Annotated in this window: 15 protein-coding genes and 1 tRNA gene; 6 read left to right on the plus strand and 10 right to left on the minus strand. The window is 63.6% G+C overall.

Annotated features, from left to right (window positions below; genetic code table 11):
• The first annotated feature begins 36 nt into the window (after window positions 1-36).
• The 4 genes from ACDK93_RS09235 to ACDK93_RS09250 all read left to right on the plus strand — a co-directional run bounded on the left by ACDK93_RS09235 (window position 37) and on the right by ACDK93_RS09250 (window position 3,315).
• Window positions 37-1,365, plus strand: a complete 1,329-nt coding sequence (locus tag ACDK93_RS09235; protein WP_458072278.1) for a replication-associated recombination protein A — start codon at window positions 37-39, stop codon at window positions 1,363-1,365.
• 84 nt (window positions 1,366-1,449) lie between these two features.
• Entirely contained in the window at window positions 1,450-2,730 is a 1,281-nt protein-coding gene (gene serS / locus ACDK93_RS09240) for a serine--tRNA ligase (protein WP_458072279.1), read from the plus strand.
• Complete coding sequence (locus tag ACDK93_RS09245) at window positions 2,727-3,149, plus strand: LrgA (RefSeq protein WP_458072280.1); 423 nt, start codon at window positions 2,727-2,729, stop codon at window positions 3,147-3,149. Before serS ends, ACDK93_RS09245 begins: the two co-directional genes overlap by 4 nt.
• Window positions 3,150-3,225: 76 nt before the next feature.
• Window positions 3,226-3,315, plus strand: a tRNA-Ser gene (locus ACDK93_RS09250).
• A gap of 292 nt (window positions 3,316-3,607) precedes the next feature.
• On the opposite strand, the gene ACDK93_RS09255 is transcribed toward ACDK93_RS09250, so the two are convergent.
• From ACDK93_RS09255 to ACDK93_RS09300, 10 genes are all read right to left on the minus strand, one after another.
• Window positions 3,608-5,242: an FGGY-family carbohydrate kinase gene (locus ACDK93_RS09255; RefSeq protein WP_458072281.1), complete on the minus strand. Its 1,635-nt coding sequence runs from the start codon at window positions 5,240-5,242 to the stop codon at window positions 3,608-3,610.
• 92 nt (window positions 5,243-5,334) lie between these two features.
• On the minus strand, window positions 5,335-6,063 hold the full coding sequence (locus ACDK93_RS09260) for an SDR family oxidoreductase (RefSeq protein WP_458072282.1): 729 nt from the start codon (window positions 6,061-6,063) through the stop codon (window positions 5,335-5,337).
• Between the two features lie 24 nt (window positions 6,064-6,087).
• A complete protein-coding gene (locus ACDK93_RS09265; protein ID WP_458072283.1) occupies window positions 6,088-7,347 on the minus strand; it encodes a sugar ABC transporter permease in 1,260 nt (419 codons plus the stop codon).
• Complete coding sequence (locus ACDK93_RS09270) at window positions 7,344-8,123, minus strand: ATP-binding cassette domain-containing protein (protein WP_458072284.1); 780 nt, start codon at window positions 8,121-8,123, stop codon at window positions 7,344-7,346. The genes ACDK93_RS09265 and ACDK93_RS09270 overlap by 4 nt, the downstream gene beginning before the upstream one ends.
• Before the next feature lie 109 nt (window positions 8,124-8,232).
• Entirely contained in the window at window positions 8,233-9,186 is a 954-nt protein-coding gene (locus ACDK93_RS09275) for a substrate-binding domain-containing protein (protein WP_458072285.1), read from the minus strand.
• 256 nt (window positions 9,187-9,442) lie between these two features.
• Window positions 9,443-10,339: an AraC family transcriptional regulator gene (locus ACDK93_RS09280; protein WP_458072286.1), complete on the minus strand. Its 897-nt coding sequence runs from the start codon at window positions 10,337-10,339 to the stop codon at window positions 9,443-9,445.
• Window positions 10,340-11,079: 740 nt separating this feature from the next.
• Window positions 11,080-11,520, minus strand: coding sequence for a MarR family winged helix-turn-helix transcriptional regulator (locus ACDK93_RS09285; protein WP_458072287.1), 441 nt, complete (start codon window positions 11,518-11,520; stop codon window positions 11,080-11,082).
• Complete coding sequence (locus ACDK93_RS09290) at window positions 11,517-12,959, minus strand: MFS transporter (RefSeq protein WP_458072288.1); 1,443 nt, start codon at window positions 12,957-12,959, stop codon at window positions 11,517-11,519. Before ACDK93_RS09290 ends, ACDK93_RS09285 begins: the two co-directional genes overlap by 4 nt.
• Before the next feature lie 203 nt (window positions 12,960-13,162).
• The gene (locus ACDK93_RS09295; protein ID WP_458072289.1) at window positions 13,163-13,468 is read right to left on the minus strand and encodes a hypothetical protein; all 306 of its coding nucleotides are present in this window, start codon (window positions 13,466-13,468) and stop codon (window positions 13,163-13,165) included.
• Between the two features lie 233 nt (window positions 13,469-13,701).
• A complete protein-coding gene (locus ACDK93_RS09300; RefSeq protein WP_458072290.1) occupies window positions 13,702-14,043 on the minus strand; it encodes an ArsR/SmtB family transcription factor in 342 nt (113 codons plus the stop codon).
• A gap of 79 nt (window positions 14,044-14,122) precedes the next feature.
• On the opposite strand from ACDK93_RS09300, the gene ACDK93_RS09305 reads away from it, so the two are divergent.
• Both ACDK93_RS09305 and ku read left to right on the plus strand, forming a co-directional pair.
• A complete protein-coding gene (locus tag ACDK93_RS09305) occupies window positions 14,123-15,217 on the plus strand; it encodes an NADH:flavin oxidoreductase/NADH oxidase (protein WP_458072291.1) in 1,095 nt (364 codons plus the stop codon).
• A gap of 127 nt (window positions 15,218-15,344) precedes the next feature.
• Window positions 15,345-16,277, plus strand: coding sequence for a non-homologous end joining protein Ku (ku, locus tag ACDK93_RS09310; protein ID WP_458072292.1), 933 nt, complete (start codon window positions 15,345-15,347; stop codon window positions 16,275-16,277).
• Window positions 16,278-16,283 lie beyond the last annotated feature (6 nt).

Below are 16,283 nucleotides of genomic sequence, written 5' to 3' on the forward strand. Positions count from 1 at the left end.
CGGACGTTCCCGCTGATCGCCACGGTCGCTGTCGCCATGCCTCTTTCTTCTTCACCGGGCCTTTTCCCCGAATCCGACGCGCTCAAGCCGCTGGCCGAGCGCATGCGTCCGCGCAGTCTCGACGAGATTGTCGGCCAGCAGCGCCTCGTCGCGGCCGACAAGGCGCTGCGCCGCGCGCTGGAGGCCGGCAAGGTGCATTCCATGGTGCTGTGGGGGCCGCCGGGCTGCGGCAAGACCACGCTCGCGCTGCTGGTGGCGCGCTATGCGGACGCGGATTTCCGCGCGATTTCCGCCGTGCTTTCCGGCCTGCCGGACGTGCGCAAGGCGCTGGCCGAAGCCGAGGTGAACTTTGCCCAGGGCCGGCAGACCGTGCTGTTTGTCGACGAGGTGCACCGCTTCAACAAGACCCAGCAGGACGCCTTTCTGCCGCACATCGAAAAGGGCGTGATCATTTTTATCGGCGCCACCACCGAAAACCCGTCGTTCGAACTGAACTCCGCGCTGCTGTCGCGCTGCCGCGTGCACGTGCTGGAGCCGATTTCGAAAGACGACATCGTCGCCGCGCTGAAGCGCGCGCTGCTCGACACCGAGCGCGGCCTGGGCGATCAACACCTGCAGGTAGCCGATAGCTCGCTCGATTCGATCGCGCAGGCCGCGGATGGCGACGCGCGCCGCGCGCTGACCCTGCTGGAAATCGCCGCCGAACTCGCCGAGGAAGGGCGCATCGACGACGCCACCCTCAGCCAGGTGCTGGCCGACCGCACGCGGCGCTTCGACAAGCAGGGCGAGCAGTTCTACGACCAGATCTCCGCGCTGCACAAATCCGTGCGCTCGTCCGACCCCGATGCGGCGGTGTACTGGCTGTGCCGCATGCTCGACGGTGGCGTTGATCCGCTCTACCTGGCCCGCCGCATGACCCGCATGGCGGTCGAAGACGTTGGCCTGGCCGAGCCGCGCGCCTGGCGCATGGCGCTGGACGCGTGGGACACCTACGAACGCCTGGGCAGCCCCGAGGGCGAGCTGGGCCTGGCGCAGCTGGCGATCTGGCTGGCCATCGCGCCGAAGAGCAACGCGGCTTACGTGGCCTACAACAAGGCGCGCGCCGCGATCAAGGAGCAGGGCACGCTTGAGGTCCCCATGCACCTGCGCAACGCGCCGACCAAGCTGATGAAAGGCCTTGGCTACGGCAAGGGTTATCAATACGACCACGACGCCGAAGGCGGCATCGCCCTGGATCAGCAGTGCCTGCCCGACGAGCTGGCCGGCAGCGTGTTCTACGAGCCGGTCGAGCGCGGGCTGGAGCTGCAGCTGCGCGAAAAGCTGCTGGCGCTGCGTGCTGCGCGGGCGCAGGCGCGCGGCAAGTAGCCGCGCCGCCCGAGCGATCGTCATTGCGGGCATTGCCGCCCGGCGGCGATAATTCGCGGTTCAAGCCTCACTCTGGACTCGATCATGCTGGATCCCGCACTGCTGCGTTCGCGCCTCGCCGAAACCGCTGCACGTCTGAAGGAAACGCGCGGTTACTCGCTGGACGTGTCCGCCATCGAGGCGCTGGAGAACATCCGCAAGCAGCTGTCCACCGAAACGCAGGATCTGCAGAACCTGCGCAACACCCGCTCCAAGGCGATCGGTCAGGCCAAGGGCAAGGGCGAAGACGTTGCGCCGCTGATGGCCGAGGTCGCCGGTATCGGCGACAAGCTCAAGGCCAACGAGCAGGCGCTGGCCGAGGTGCAGGCCAAGCTGTCCGAGATTTCGCTGGTCATCCCCAATATTCCGCACGAGTCCGTACCGATCGGCAAGGACGAGAGCGACAACCTCGAAGTAAGCCGCTGGGGCACGCCGGCGACGTTCGATTTCGCCGTGAAGGATCACGTCGAGATCGGCGAAAAGCACGGCTGGCTCGATGGCGATGCCGGCGCCAAACTGTCCGGCGCGCGCTTCACCGTGCTGCGCGGGCAGCTGGCGCGCCTGCACCGCGCGCTCGGCCAGTTCATGCTCGACCTGCACACCGGCGAGCACGGTTACCTCGAATGCAACGTGCCGGTCATCGTCAACGCCGAGAGCATGCTGGCCACGACCCAGCTGCCGAAGTTCAAGGACGACCTGTTCGCGACCGAGATCGGAGACACCACGCGTTACCTGATCCCCACGGCCGAAGTGTCGCTGACCAATCTGGTGCGGGACACCATCCAGGACGCCGACGCGCTGCCGCTGCGTTTCACCGCGCACTCGCTGTGCTTTCGCGCCGAGGCCGGCAGCTATGGCCGCGATACGCGCGGCATGATCCGCCAGCACCAGTTCGAGAAAGTGGAGATGGTGCAGGTGGCACGCGCCGCCGACTCCTACGACCAGCTCGAGGAAATGGTCGGCCATGCCGAGACCGTGCTGCAGAAGCTTGGCCTGCCATATCGCAAGCTGCTGCTGTGCACCGGCGACATGGGCTTTCAGTCGACCAAGACCTACGACCTCGAAGTGTGGCTGCCGAGCCAGCAGACCTATCGCGAAATCTCCAGCTGCTCCAACTGCGAAGATTTCCAGGCGCGTCGGCTGCAGGCGCGCGTGCGCAACGCCGACACCGGCAAGCCCGAACTCGTGCACACCTTGAACGGCTCCGGCCTCGCCATCGGCCGCGCCCTGATTGCCGTGATGGAAAACTTCCAGCAGGCCGACGGCTCGATCATCGTGCCTGAGGTTCTGCGCCCGTACATGGCCGGGCTGGATCGCATTGCATGAACGCACCGGTGCAGGGCGGGCTGACGCAGGGTATTTCGACGCCGAGCAGCCAGCCGCAAGGACGCTGGAGCAAGGTGGAAAAGGTTACCAGCATCTGCCTGCTCGTCGTGCTCGCTTCGTTTATCGGCACGCGCCTCGCCTTTGCCACGGTATGGCAACTGCCCACGCTCGACCTGATCCTCTCCATCGCCGCCTTGGTACTGGTGCTGGCCAGCTTCTGGTTCGGCCGCCACAGCCGCCGCTGGCGCCTGTGGGTGATCGCCCTCGCCAGTGCCACGCAGATCGTGCCGATGGTCTGCCGCGAACCGGTACTGCTGTTTCCGCTGCTGGCCGCCGCCATTCCTATTGCCATCGTGGTCGGCTGCCTGGTCGCGCTCTCAAAAAAAGACGCCCCGGTTCGTCCCATGCCAGGTTCCTGATAAACTGCGACGCTCAGTTAGCACTACAGATCTAAACCGATGGAGTCCGCTAGGCGACCATCGATTACAAGTTCATGGAGAGATGGCCGAGTGGTTTAAGGCAGCAGTCTTGAAAACTGCCGTAGGTGTGAGCCTACCGTGGGTTCGAATCCCACTCTCTCCGCCACTGCCCGCACAAGAAAGCCCCTGCATACAGGGGCTTTCTTGTGCGGGCATTTTTTTTATCCATTCTTCTACCCAAGTTGGCAGTGCCGCCTCGCAACAAGATTCAAACAGCTCGAAGCTTGTCTCGATGGGTGCGAATCAGCGAACCGATTTTGAAATCCCTGCCAGTGCCTGCAGAGCAAAAAAGTAGATGGCTTTTCGCGCAGAGGTACAGGCCGTGTGCTTCATGGCGCGACCGGGTGGGTGGTGGCAGCAACGGCGCCCCGCACTGGGAGAGCCGAAGAACGATCGGGTTACCGAATCTCTCTGGCCACCTTCTGCAGTTGCTGAAAAGCGTGAAACCTCGCCTCATGCAAGTCCGCGATGTCTCCGGATTGTGGATCGAAGGTTTGGCTGATGGAGGACATGCTGGTCATCGCCGAGCGCACGTCGTCGAACAGGCCGGCAGCGACGCCTCCCAACATCGCGGCACCGAGCAGCACGGGTTCTTTCGCTGCGGTGGCCTCCAAGACCTTTCCGGTGGTATCCGCCAGCAGTTGCCGAACCAGGTCGAGTTGACCGGCGCCGCCGCTGATCACCACCCGCTCGACCGGCGCGCCAGCGATCGCCTGCGCCTCGATGATCTGGCGCAGGCCGTAACCGATGCTGCAGATGCCGGCGATGTAGAGGGCAACCAGACTGTCCAGATCATTTTCCATGCCGAGACCCGCGATCACCGCCCTGGCGTGAGGATCGGCGAGCGGCGCGCGGTTGCCCAGGAATTCCGGCACGATATGCAGGCTCTTGGCCAGCCACACCGTGTTCGACAGGCTGTTGGCTGCTTTCGCGGCAAGCCCGGCAAGCATGACGGGCAGCGGCTGGCCCAAATGCTCCGCCCGGCGTAGAGCATCCGGCGTTGCCGGGTGCATCGCAAGCAGGCGATCAATCGCAGCCCCTGCCACCGATTGACCGCCTTCGTTCAGCCACGCACCGGGGACCATGGCCGAGAAGTACGGCCCCCACACGCCGGGCACGTAGACCGGACTCAGGGTTGTGGTCATGGTGCAGGATGACGTGCCGAAAACGTAGCCAAGGCAGCTCTCGGGCGCACTCCCGGCGCCGACGGTGCCGATGCCTCCGGCGTGGGCGTCGATGATGCCCGCGCCGACCGGCGTTCCAGCGAGCAAGCCCATATCTGCCGCTGCCTTCGACGTCAGCCCGTGGCCGAGTGACGTTCCGGGATCGACCACCGTTTGACCGATACGGGCGAACGCCTCCTCTGCCAGCACGCCAAGTCCGACGGTGCGGAAATAGCTTTCGTCCCAGCGCCGCTCGTGTGCGAGATAGGTCCACTTGCAGGTGACTGTGCAGGTGGAGCGGGAGAGATCGCCGGTCGCGCGCCATGTCAGGAAATCGGTCAGGTCGAAAAACTGCCATGCCGATGCGAATACGTCCGGCTTGTTCTCGATCAGCCAAAGAAGTTTGGGCGTTTCCATCTCCGGCGAAATCCTGCCACCGACAAATGCCAGTACATCGTGGCCGGTCGCATTGATGCGTTCTGCCTGCGCCACGGCACGATGGTCCATCCAGACGATGATGTCGCGCTCGGCTTGTCCGGTGGGGCCGACGGATAAGGGCTGCCCGCCGGCACCGAGAACGACGAGCGAGCAGGTGGCATCGAAGCCGATGCCGGCAACCTGTTCTGGCGAAACCGCCGCCAGCGCCAAAGCGGCCTGCACCGAATGGCAAACGGCAGTCCATATCTCGCTACTGGACTGCTCGACGATCGATCCGCTTTCCCGGAAGAGCGTGATGTCACGGCTGGCCGAGGCCAGCATGCGGCCGGTGAGATCGAAGATGCCGGCACGGGCACTACCCGTACCGACGTCGACGCCGATGACATAACGCTCGCGCTCGGCCGTGCTGGAGGTCGGGTTTTCAGAAGTCATAACTTGCCGTCTCGATGGCGTGTTGTCCTGACAGATCGCGGCTGCGCCGACGCGAGCGCCACGTTTGCCATGCAGAGCGTCCGCTGAGCGAGTCAGAGATCGACATTGTTCGGAAGGATGACCAGATCGCGAATGGTCACGTTGCGTGGCCGGGTAAGCATGAAGAGCACCGCATCGGCGACTTCCTTGGGCTGCATCAGGCTGCCCGAGGCGAGCGCCTCGTCCATCTTTGCCTTTGGCCAGTCGTCGAGCAGCGCCGTAACGACTGGACCCGGCGCCACCGCACCGACCCGCACGCCATGTTTCGACAGCTGGCGGCGGATCGTATGGACGAAAGCCTGAACCGCGAATTTGGACGCGGTGTAGATCGGCTCCCACACGACCGGGACGATACCCGCGATAGAGCTGGTGAAAATGATGTCGCCCGATTTCTGCGCGACCAGATGCGGCAACACGGCGTGAACCGATCGGAACGCGGCGTTGACATTGAGGTTGAGCACGCGATCCCACTCGTCCGGATTCCCTTCCAGCACATCGCCGCCGACGTAGGCACCGGCGTTGGCATGGAAGATGTCCAGACCACACGCAAGCTCGAGGATTTTCGGCAGCAGCGCGGAAACTTCCGCGGGCTGCAGCAGGTCAACCACCAGCGGCAGCGCGTTCGGCCCCAGTTCGGCGCACAGTTGCCTGAGCCTGTCACCGGCGCGATCAATCAGCACGACCTTCGCGCCCCCGGCGATCAGCGTGCGCGCGCATTCCAGGCCGATGCCGGACGCCGCACCAGTGATGGCGGCAATTTTTCCCTTCAACATGTCAGTCATTTGATGCTCCAGATTTGCTGCAACTCATGCGCGGCCGTGTGAAACTCGTGACTGCCTGGCGAGGGAGTCCACGATGACCGCGATGGCGAGTACCGCGCCGGTGATCATGAAGCGCAGCGACGACGACAGGTTCAGCAACGTCAGGCCGCTGGCAATCGACTGGATCACGATGATGCCGAGCACCGCCGAATACGCGCTGCCGCGGCCGCCGAAAAGGCTGGTGCCACCGATGACCGCCGCCGCAATGGCATTGAGGTTCACGTCGCCGGTGCCTGCCTGCTGGCTGGCCGACGCCAGCCGTGCCGCCGTCAGCACACCGCCGAGTGCGGCGAAACTCGCGCACAGCACAAACGCGCTGGTGTAGATGGCGGTGACATTGATACCGGCCCGTCGGGCAGCCTCGTGGTTGCCGCCCACGGCACTCATCGAGCGGCCCCAGCGCGTCCGCTTCAGCGCATAGTCCATCGCCACGGCCAGGCCGAGAAAAATGCCGAACATCAGCGGCACGCCGCGGCCGTGGTTGAGATACGCAACGACCGCTTCCAGCAGCACGGTCAGGGCAACGCTGCGCAGCAGCAGGCTACCCAGCGACGCCGCCGAGAGATGGGACGCCCGCCGACGCTCGCGGGTGCGCCAACCCAGCATCATCATCACGGCCCCCGGTGCCAGCGCGAGCAGATACGAAACGACCGCGGGAATGATGATCAGCTGCCCGAGGTTGACCAGCGCCGAGTCGTACGGCAGGTTGATCGAGCCATTGTCGCCCAGGATGTATAGCTGCATCCCCAGGATCGCGAGCAGCCCTGCCAGCGTCGCGACAAAGCTCGGCATGCCGAGGCGGTTGAGCAAAAGCGCGTACACCGCGCCAAACAGCGCACCCACGGCAATGGCGGCGGCAATCGCCAGCGGAACCGGCCAGCCATGATTGACCCAGAGCACGCCGACCAGCGCCGACGCGAAGCCACTCAGTGAGCCCACCGAAAGGTCGATCTGTCCCACCATCAGTACGCAGACGATGCCCAGCGAGATCACGCCGACCGTCGAGCAGTCGAACAGCAGATTCACCAGGTTGTTGGCGGACAGGAAGACCGGGTTCAGGCTGGCGAATACGGTCCAGATGATGACCAGGCCCGCGATGACCGGCAGGGAGCCCAGGTCGCCCGAGCGCAGCCGGTCAAAAAAAGCGGCGATGGCGCCGCCGATTCCGGCAACGTGCTTGACGCGGACATCGCTGCGGTCGAGCAGGGTGGACACCTGCGTAGCGCCTTGTGGTTCGTTGCTCATGACGGTTCCCCTGTGCCGGCGCTCTGTTCGGCCCGGCGTCGCACGGCACGGCGGGACACGGCGTTTTCGTCGGCACCGGTGATCGCGGCGACCAGTTCCTGATTCGATGAGTCGGGGTAAAACACGCCGTTGTTGCGACCCAGCCGCAGCACGACGATCCGGTCGGCGACGGCGCGCACATCCTCCATGTTGTGGCTGATCATGATCACCGCGTGGCCGCGGTCGCGCACCCGCTCGATCAGGTTCAGCACTTCGGCAGTCTGGGCCACGCCCAGCGCCGCGGTGGGCTCGTCGAGCATGATCAGTTTGGGATCGAGCAGCAGCGAGCGGGCGATGGCCACCGTCTGGCGCTGCCCACCCGACAACGAGGCGACCACGTCGCGGACGCTCGGAATGCGCGCCGACAGCTCGTTCAAAAGTGTCCATGCCTTCACTTCCATGGCGACTTCGTCCAGGCGCAGAGGACTGAGCTCGCGCCCGAGATAGATGTTCGCCACGACATCGAGGTTTTCGCACAGCGCGAGATCCTGGAATACCGTGGCGATGCCAAGGTCGAGCGCCGCGGCAGGGTTCGGCAACGTGACCGCCTTGCCGTCAAAGGTGATCGTGCCGGTGGTGGGCTGATGGACGCCGGCAAGAACCTTGACCAGCGTCGATTTTCCGGCGCCGTTATCGCCCACCAGAGCGACCACTTCGCCCGCGTGGACGTCGAGCTCGATATCCGTCAGGGCCGACACGGCCCCGAAATTCTTCGAGACGCCGCGCAGGCTGAGCACGAGCTTTCCGGCGGGCGATTGTGTTGTCGAAGCGCTAGTCATGGGACAGATACCTGATGATGCGTAGAACAGCCCAGCGCAAGCTGGGCTCCATGCCCTTCGCGTCGAATCAAGGGGCGATTCCCAGCTTTTTGCACCCGTCGGCGTACCGGCCGGTGCACAGATCCCTGGCGCTCGCGATTTTCTTGTCGACAATTTCGCTCTTGAGATTCTTTGCCGTCACCACGGCTGGAGTGAACAGCTGGGAAGGCGTATTGAAGAGGGTGGTCTGCGCCTTTGGCGTCTGGCCGGACAGAAAATCGACGGCCACCTTCGCCGCGGCGGCTGCCACAATCTCGCTAGGTTTGGAAATGGTGTTGTACTGATCGCCGGCGATGATGAGCTGCAGCCCGGCGAGGGTTGCGTCATTGCCCGTCACCGGGGGCACCGGATTCACGCCGGCAGCCTTGAAGGCCGCCACAGCCGCGCCCCCGGTGCCGTCATTGGCAGCCACGACACCCACAATCTGGGCAGGAAACCGGGTGATCTGCCCGCTGACCCACTGTTGAGCTTTTGGAGGAGCCCATTCCGGCGTGTCGTATTCGGCAAGCGTCTTGTAGCCACTGTTCGCCAGTCCGGCATGGATGCCCTTCTTGATCAGCCCGGCCGCTGCATCGGTGGGCGAGCCGTTGACTTCAAGCACGCCACCCTTGGCCGGCGATACGCCGGTGTCTTTCAGGTGCTGGACGAGCGACTGCGCGATTGCTTTGCCGATGCTTTCGTTGTCGAAAGACACGTAGTAATTGGCTGGCGTCGAGGGTACCGGTCGGTCATAGGCAATGACCTTGATGCCCTGGCTCTGCGCCAGATGGACCAGCGACGCGGCCGCGGTCGAATCCACCGGGTCGAGCACGATCACCTTGGCGCCCTGCGAGATGACCGAATTGAATTGCTGTTGCTGCATGGCGACGTCAGCGTTGGCGTTCTGGTAAAGCACCTTGCAGTTGGGACAAATTTTGGCCATCTCGGCCTTGAAACCGGGAAAATCATGTTGTTCGTAACGCGTCGACGCCTGATCCGGCATAAGAAATGCGACGGTGCCACCTGGCGCTGCGGCGGATGCGGCGGCACTCATCACGGTCAGAGCGATGGCGCCGATCAGTTGGTTCGAAAGTGTGTTCATCGATTTCTCCGTATGTGAAAAAGGCCGGCACTGAATTGCCGTCGGTTGGGTGACGCGTGTTGTAACCCTTCATGCATTGAGCGGTGGCATCCCGGACATGTCCCCGCAGTCGCCGCAACGCGAATGCTGTGGTCTGAGGTATTGTTTGAACGGGCTTTCAGCCGAACGCCTGAAGGGTGCGTTCGACTCTGTTCGGCCCCGCCGCGCTTGCAGCATTGAGTTGTTGGTAGGCACGCCAACGCGAAGGAGCCATGCCCTTTTGCAGCAGAAACTGGCGATGAAAGTTCGAGAGGTTGTTGAATCCCACCCGATAGCAGATATCGGTGATGGTCAGTTCGCCTGATGTCAGCAGCTGGCACGCGAGATTAATGCGCAGCCGGTTCACGTACTGGACGAAAGGCACACCTGTGTGTCGACGAAAATATCGCGAAAACGCGCTCGCACTCTGGCCCGCGATTTCGGCCAGCTCCGTTTCGCGCAATTCTCGCGACAGATTCTTGCCGATATAGGCAAGAATGAGGTTGATGCGCGACTCCGCGTAGCGTTCGGGGTCTGCGCGATAGGTCGCGCTGGATAGACTTACCCGTTCCACGTTTTGCATCAGCAAATCGAGCAGGGTGACGAACAGCGTGATACGCCGCAGTCCTCGCGCGGACAGCATCTCCCGCATAATCGGCTCCGCCGCGGCTGCGATTTTCGGCGTGAAGAGGAGCCCTCGGCTGGAAGCATCGAGCAGAAACTCGACGTTCTTGAATTCGGGAAATACGGCGATGGCGCGAGCAACGAAATCAGCATCGAACTGCAGTACGAGACAGCGTTCATCAATGCGAATGCCGTCCGGAACGTTGCTCACCCAGTTGTGCGGCAGGTTGCTTCCCGTCATCACGAGATTGCCCGGCTCGAAACTACCGATGTAATCCCCCACGAAATAATTCCCTGTCGTTGAAGTGATCAGGTGGATTTCGTATTCGGGGTGGTAGTGCCAGCGCACCGTGCGATACGGATAGCCATGCGACCAGATCTTGAACGATTCATCCCGCGGGACGGCGACCAATTCCAGATCCGGTTGCGCACTCTCGACGCTGCGAGCATCGGAGCGGACGCATCGGCAGCGAGCGCACGTCCCACACTGACATTCACTTGCGATGAGAGCAGATGGCATCGTCGTCCTCCTGACGCGCTTTTTGTTTCAACTGGTAATTCAGATGAAACGATTACGAGCCGTCAGCGCACGACAGTAGCGCCATCGCTGATCTTCAACTACCGAAATTGGGACACGAAACAGATACTTTTTTGCGTCCGGCAAGCCCTCAAAAGGTAAATAGATCAAAAATTGTGCATTGCAGCAGCGAGTGTTGAGCCCGGAGCCCGGCAGGATTGCTTCATGGTTCCGGTCGCCAGGTCAGTGCTCTGTTGCAGTGCATGTCAGATGACGAGTGTCGTAAATCGCAATCGACGCAACCTGTGCCAATCCAGGGGCCGAGCATCGTTCGCGTCGAGCAGACCGTTTGCGCGGATATCCACCAGCAATGGCGGAGAGCATTGGGTCAGTCTTCCGGCTACTCCTGCTGTCAGGCTGTCTCCGCCGCGCGACCGTGGCGCGTGGTTTTCAGCGGGTCGGACATTGCCGTTATCTCCAGGCGAAGGAGAGCTCGCGGCGCGTCCAGGGATTCTCCTGTCGGCCGTCATGGCGACGTGCGTTTGGACGTGCCGTCTTTGCATCGGTCACTGGCCATGACGATTTCGAACGCGATTCCGGCCCATCGCATTCGACGGGCCATCTTTGCCCGATCGTCAGCGCTCAGCACGTTCGATCCGCTGCAGGATGCGGCGAAGGTGGGCGAGGTCGGTCTTGGAAAGATCATGGACGCCCGGCGGCGCATCGTCGCGCACGGTGCGTTGTACCAGCTCGATCATTTTTTGACCGGCGGGGGTGAGCGACACCAGCTTGGCGCGCTTGTTCTCTGGATGCGGCTTGCGTACGACCAGGCCACGATCTTCAAGATCGTTGACGGCGACAGTGGTGGCCGGCGCATCGCTGTCGGTCACCTCGGCCAGCTGGGTCAGGGTCATCGGCGCGGCGAACAGCCGCCGCAGCACGCGCGTGCGACTGAAGGGGAGGCCGGTGGCCTCGCTGACTTTGCGGCGCCATTCGCCGCGGGTTTCCCAGACCAGGCCGACCATCATCTGCCAGATCTGATCGGCTTCGCTGCCGCGCTGGGCTGGGGCCATCATGCCGGCGCTCCCGTCGGCGCTTCTTCCAGCAGATGTGCGGCGTGACGCGTCGTGTCTTTCGCCCAGGACGTGTTGGACAGCCAGGCGAGAAACAGCACCGTGATGCCGCCGCCGGTGATGATCCACCAGAACGGATGCGATGCCTCGGCGAAGCCGCTGTGCACATGCCCGGCCAGGATGGTGCCGGCCAGCGCGACGCCGAGCGAGGCGCCGATCTGCCGGCTGGTAGACGCGACCGCGGCCGCCAGCCCGGCCTGTGCCTTGGGCATGCCGGATACGGCGGTATTGGTGATCGGCGCATTCACCATGCCGAAGCCGATGCCGAAGATCACGTAGGTCAGAAGCAGAAATGGCAGCGGCGTGGTGGCGGTCAGCTGCGTCATCATCAGCGCGCTGATGACCGTGGCGGTGCCCGAGGCCAACAGCGAAGGCCGTGTGCCATACGTGCCGACCAGTCGCCCGGAAAGCGGCGAGCAGAGAATCGTCGCCAGTGCCAGCGGCAACGTGCACAAGCCGGTGTGGAAGGCCGACAGGCCTCGCACCTCCTGCAGGTACAGCGCGTTGAGGAACAGGAAGCCGGAGAACGCCGAGAAACTGCATATTGCAATCAGGGTAGCGCTGCTGAAAGGCGCACTGCGGAAGAAACGCACGTCGATCAGCGGCTCGTGGCGCTGCGGCTCGTACACCAGCAGCGCGATCAGCGAAAGCGCCGCGGCGGCGAACAGCCCGATGATCGTCAGAGAGCCCCAGCCGTCGTGCGGGCCTTCGATCACCGCATACGTGACGGTGGCAAGCATCACCAGCACCAGCAGTTGGCCCACGGGATCCACCCGCCTTGCGCGCGGCGCCCTGGATTCGGGAATGTAGCGTGCGGCCAGCAGCATCGCCGCCGCACCGATGGGCAGGTTGACCCAGAAGATCGAGCGCCAGCCCACGCTTTCAGTGAGCGCCCCACCGATCACCGGACCCAGCGCCATCGATACGCCCGCCACCGCGCCCCAGACGCCGATGGCCCGCGCGCGCGCCTTGGGTTCGGTGAAGGTGTTGGCGATGATCGACATGGCCACGGGGTTGAGCATCGTGGCGCCCAGCGCCTGCACGACGCGAAACGCCACCAGGCCGTGGATGCCCGGCGCCACACTGCACAGCAGCGAGCCCAGCATGAATAGCGCCATGCCCAGCTGAAACACGCGACGCCTGCCGAAGCGGTCGGCCATCGAGCCGGCCAGCATCAGCAGGCTGGCCACCACCATGGTGTAGGCATCAATCACCCACTGCAGCCCCGACACCGACGCGGCGAGATCGTGCCGGATCGACGGCAGTGCCACGTTGACGATGGTCGCGTCCATCGCGACCATCAGCAGGCTGAGGCAGCAGATGCCGAGAATGAGGTTGGGATGGCTTTTTGCGCGCCGTGCATCGCCAATAGTTGTATTCATACAACTATTGTTGATTGACAACCATTTCCTGTCAACGTCGACGCGCTACCAGTGGCCACGCACTCCTGTGCCGATGCGTTTCGTTGTCGGCCCGAGTTCGTGATGCAGAGTCGAGCCTTCTGAGGGTCGCCACGGCAGCGATAGACGGCACCGATGACAAACGGTCTGGCGGCGTCGCCGGGCGTGTCCCGCTGAATCCGCAGCTAGTACGTGATGTGGATGATGCGGGTGCCGGTCCGGGTGTCCACCGGGTCGAGGCTGACCGAGGGAGTCGGACAGATGGATCGATCGCAGAGCGTCGAGACCGTTCCTGTCGGCGTTTGGGCGAGTATGCGATGGACGACTGTGACACTCACACCGAAGCCCGCAACGCTGCCGGCCGCATGCGCGGCGCTGAACCAGACGGCGACCAGGAAGGCAGCAAGCACCCGTACGAACACACGCCAATGGTTGCCGATCTTGGCGCTTGAGACAGCGAAGCGTGGCGGGCTTGGATGCATGGCGGGCATCTCGCGATCAAAGGGCGTGATTGATCGTATCTATCGGATTTGCCTGGAAATCGAACTGCGTCACAGATTCGAAAACTGCTATGCCTAGCGGTCGCTTTTTTCGCCCGATCCGATACAGCGCGTACCGGACGGGACGATCCGGATCATCAGCAACTTTTGGTACGGCCGACGTCTTGCTGTGAGGGGCAAACTGCATTGACGCAGACACCGCGGTCGGGGTGAACCCGCGGCGTTCAGCGCGCGGCTTTGTGCTTGACCGTCGCCGGAGCGCTGTCCTGCGCCTGCGCGAGGATCGCCTTGAGCAAGCCGGGAAAGCGGGCATCGAGCTCGGCGGCCCGCAGCGTGTTTTGGTGGACGGTGCCGGTGGCCTGCGTGTGCACCAGGCCGGCATCGCGCAGGATGCGGAAGTGGTGCGACATGCTCGACTTGGGCCGGCCGCCGTCGAGTTCGCCGCAGGTGGCGGCTTTCACGCGCGCCAGATGCCGCACGATTTCCAGCCGCGCGGGATCACTGAGCGCGTGAAAAATCCGCTCCAGCGTGAGCTCATCGGCAGTGGGATGTTTGTACGGACGCATGCGGCGAATGGTACGTCTTTTGACGGTTGCTCGATAGTTCGACTATTATCGAACATTGGTATCTGAATCGGAAACGCCCATGCCCTCACTGTTCGAACCGTTCAAGCTCAAAGATGTGACCTTGCGCAACCGCATCGCCGTGCCGCCCATGTGCCAGTACTCGGCCGAGGACGGCTTGATCAACGACTGGCACCACGTGCACCTGGCCGGGCTGGCGCGCGGCGGCGCCGGCCTGCTGATCGTCGAGGCCACGGCGGTGTCGCCCGAGGGGCGCATCACCCCGGGATGCACCGGCATCTGGAACGACGCGCAGGCGCAGGCGTTCGTACCCGTCGTGCAGGCGATCAAGGCAGCCGGCGCGGTGCCCGGCATCCAGATTGCCCATGCCGGCCGCAAGGCCAGCGCCAACCGTCCGTGGGAAGGAGACGATCACATCGCCGCCGACGACGCGCGCGGCTGGGACACGATCGCCCCGTCGGCGATTGCCTTCGGCGCCAACCTGCCCAAGGTTCCCAGGGCGATGACGCTGGATGACATCGCGCGGGTGCGCGCCGATTTCGTGGCGGCGGCCAAGCGCGCCCGTGACGCCGGCTTCGAATGGCTGGAGCTGCATTTCGCCCACGGCTATCTGGGCCAGAGCTTCTTCTCGACGCACTCCAATCAGCGCGACGACAGCTACGGCGGCAGCCTGGAAAACCGCAGCCGCTTTCTGCTGGAAACCCTCGCTGCCGTGCGTGAAGTGTGGCCCGAGCATCTGCCGCTGACGGCGCGCTTCGGCGTGATCGAGTACGACGGTCGCGACGAGGAAACCCTTGCCGAGTCGATCGAGCTGACCAGGGGTCTGAAGCAGCGCGGGCTGGACATGCTCAGCGTCAGCATCGGCTTCTCCACGCCGTCGGCCAGGATTCCCTGGGCTCCGGCGCTGCTGGCGCCGATCGCCGAGCGCGTGCGTCGCGAAGCCGGCCTGCCGGTGTCCTCCGCGTGGGGCTTCGGCACGCCGGAGCTGGCGCAGGCGGCGGTGCAGAACAACCAGCTCGATCTGGTGATGATCGGCCGCGCGCATCTGGCCGATCCGCACTGGCCGTACAAGGCCGCGCTCGCGCTGGGCGTCGAGCGTCCGTCGTGGACGCTGCCGGCGCCGTACGCGCACTGGCTGGAGCGGTACTCGGCCTGAGCCTTCGATCCGCTGCGCGCTCGGCTACCGGTCGTCTCGACGGGTAGCCGGACGCGTTGAGCGTGCATGTCACAGCCGGTTCACGCGCTTGTCCTTTAACTCGTCGGACATCATGCGGAGATCGGCCATGGCGCGTCCCATCTGGACTGGAACCCTGTCGTTTGGACTATTGAACGTGCCGGTCTCGCTGATGACCGGCTCGCGCACCGTCGACCTGCATTTTCGAATGCTCGACAGCCGCAGCAAAACGCCGATTCGCTACGAGCGCGTCAACGCCGAAACCGGCGACGAAGTGCCGTGGAAGGACATCGTCAAAGCCTTCGAATACAAGAAGGGCAGCTATGTCGTGCTGGAAAAGGAGGATCTGAAATCTGCCGCATCCGAAGGGCGCGAAGCGGTGGAAGTGGAAGCCTTCGTGGATGCCGCGTCCATCGGCCCGGAGTACTACGAAAAGCCGTACATCCTTGTGCCGGGAAAGAAAGCCGAGAAGGGCTATGTGCTGCTGCGCGAGACGCTGAAGCACACCGGCAAGATCGGCATCGCGCGCGTGGTGATCCGCACGCGCGAGTACCTGTGCGCCGTGATGCCGAAAGACCACGCACTGTTGCTGATGATCCTGCGCTTTCCGCAGGAATTGGTCGACGTGTCGGAATACACCATTCCCGAAGGCAACGTATCGAAGTATCGAATCGCGCCGAAGGAACTCGACATGGCGGAAAAGCTGATCGAGTCGATGTCCGGCGAATGGAAGCCGGGTGATTTTCGCGACGAGTTCCGCGAGCGGCTGCAGAAGGTCATCGCCAAGCGGATGAAGTCCAAGGGCTTGGTCACGCCGGCTGTTGACGACGAAAGTGACGAAGCTTCCGAAGACATGTCGACCAACGTGGTGGATTTCATGGCGCTGCTGGAAAAAAGCCTCGCCTCCAACAAGCGCACGCCGGCCAAAAAACAGAGCGCCAGCGCGGCCAGACCGGCGGCAAAAAAGGCCGCAAAAAAAGCCTCGCATGCAAAGAAGGCCGCTAAAAAAATCACCAGGAAGGTCGTTCGCAAAGCCGGCTGACAGCGG

The organism is Rhodanobacter sp. BL-MT-08 (assembly GCF_054161255.1).

Coding starts and splice junctions, on each gene's coding strand:
- ACDK93_RS09235 (WP_458072278.1), top strand. CDS start 37: ATGCCTCTTTCTTCTTCACCGGGCCTTTTCCCCGAATCCGACGCGCTC.
- serS (WP_458072279.1), top strand. CDS start 1,450: ATGCTGGATCCCGCACTGCTGCGTTCGCGCCTCGCCGAAACCGCTGCA.
- ACDK93_RS09245 (WP_458072280.1), top strand. CDS start 2,727: ATGAACGCACCGGTGCAGGGCGGGCTGACGCAGGGTATTTCGACGCCG.
- ACDK93_RS09255 (WP_458072281.1), bottom strand. CDS start 5,242: ATGACTTCTGAAAACCCGACCTCCAGCACGGCCGAGCGCGAGCGTTAT.
- ACDK93_RS09260 (WP_458072282.1), bottom strand. CDS start 6,063: ATGACTGACATGTTGAAGGGAAAAATTGCCGCCATCACTGGTGCGGCG.
- ACDK93_RS09265 (WP_458072283.1), bottom strand. CDS start 7,347: ATGAGCAACGAACCACAAGGCGCTACGCAGGTGTCCACCCTGCTCGAC.
- ACDK93_RS09275 (WP_458072285.1), bottom strand. CDS start 9,186: ATGCCGGATCAGGCGTCGACGCGTTACGAACAACATGATTTTCCCGGT.
- ACDK93_RS09285 (WP_458072287.1), bottom strand. CDS start 11,520: ATGATGGCCCCAGCCCAGCGCGGCAGCGAAGCCGATCAGATCTGGCAG.
- ACDK93_RS09290 (WP_458072288.1), bottom strand. CDS start 12,959: ATGAATACAACTATTGGCGATGCACGGCGCGCAAAAAGCCATCCCAAC.
- ACDK93_RS09295 (WP_458072289.1), bottom strand. CDS start 13,468: ATGCCCGCCATGCATCCAAGCCCGCCACGCTTCGCTGTCTCAAGCGCC.
- ACDK93_RS09300 (WP_458072290.1), bottom strand. CDS start 14,043: ATGCGTCCGTACAAACATCCCACTGCCGATGAGCTCACGCTGGAGCGG.
- ACDK93_RS09305 (WP_458072291.1), top strand. CDS start 14,123: ATGCCCTCACTGTTCGAACCGTTCAAGCTCAAAGATGTGACCTTGCGC.
- ku (WP_458072292.1), top strand. CDS start 15,345: ATGGCGCGTCCCATCTGGACTGGAACCCTGTCGTTTGGACTATTGAAC.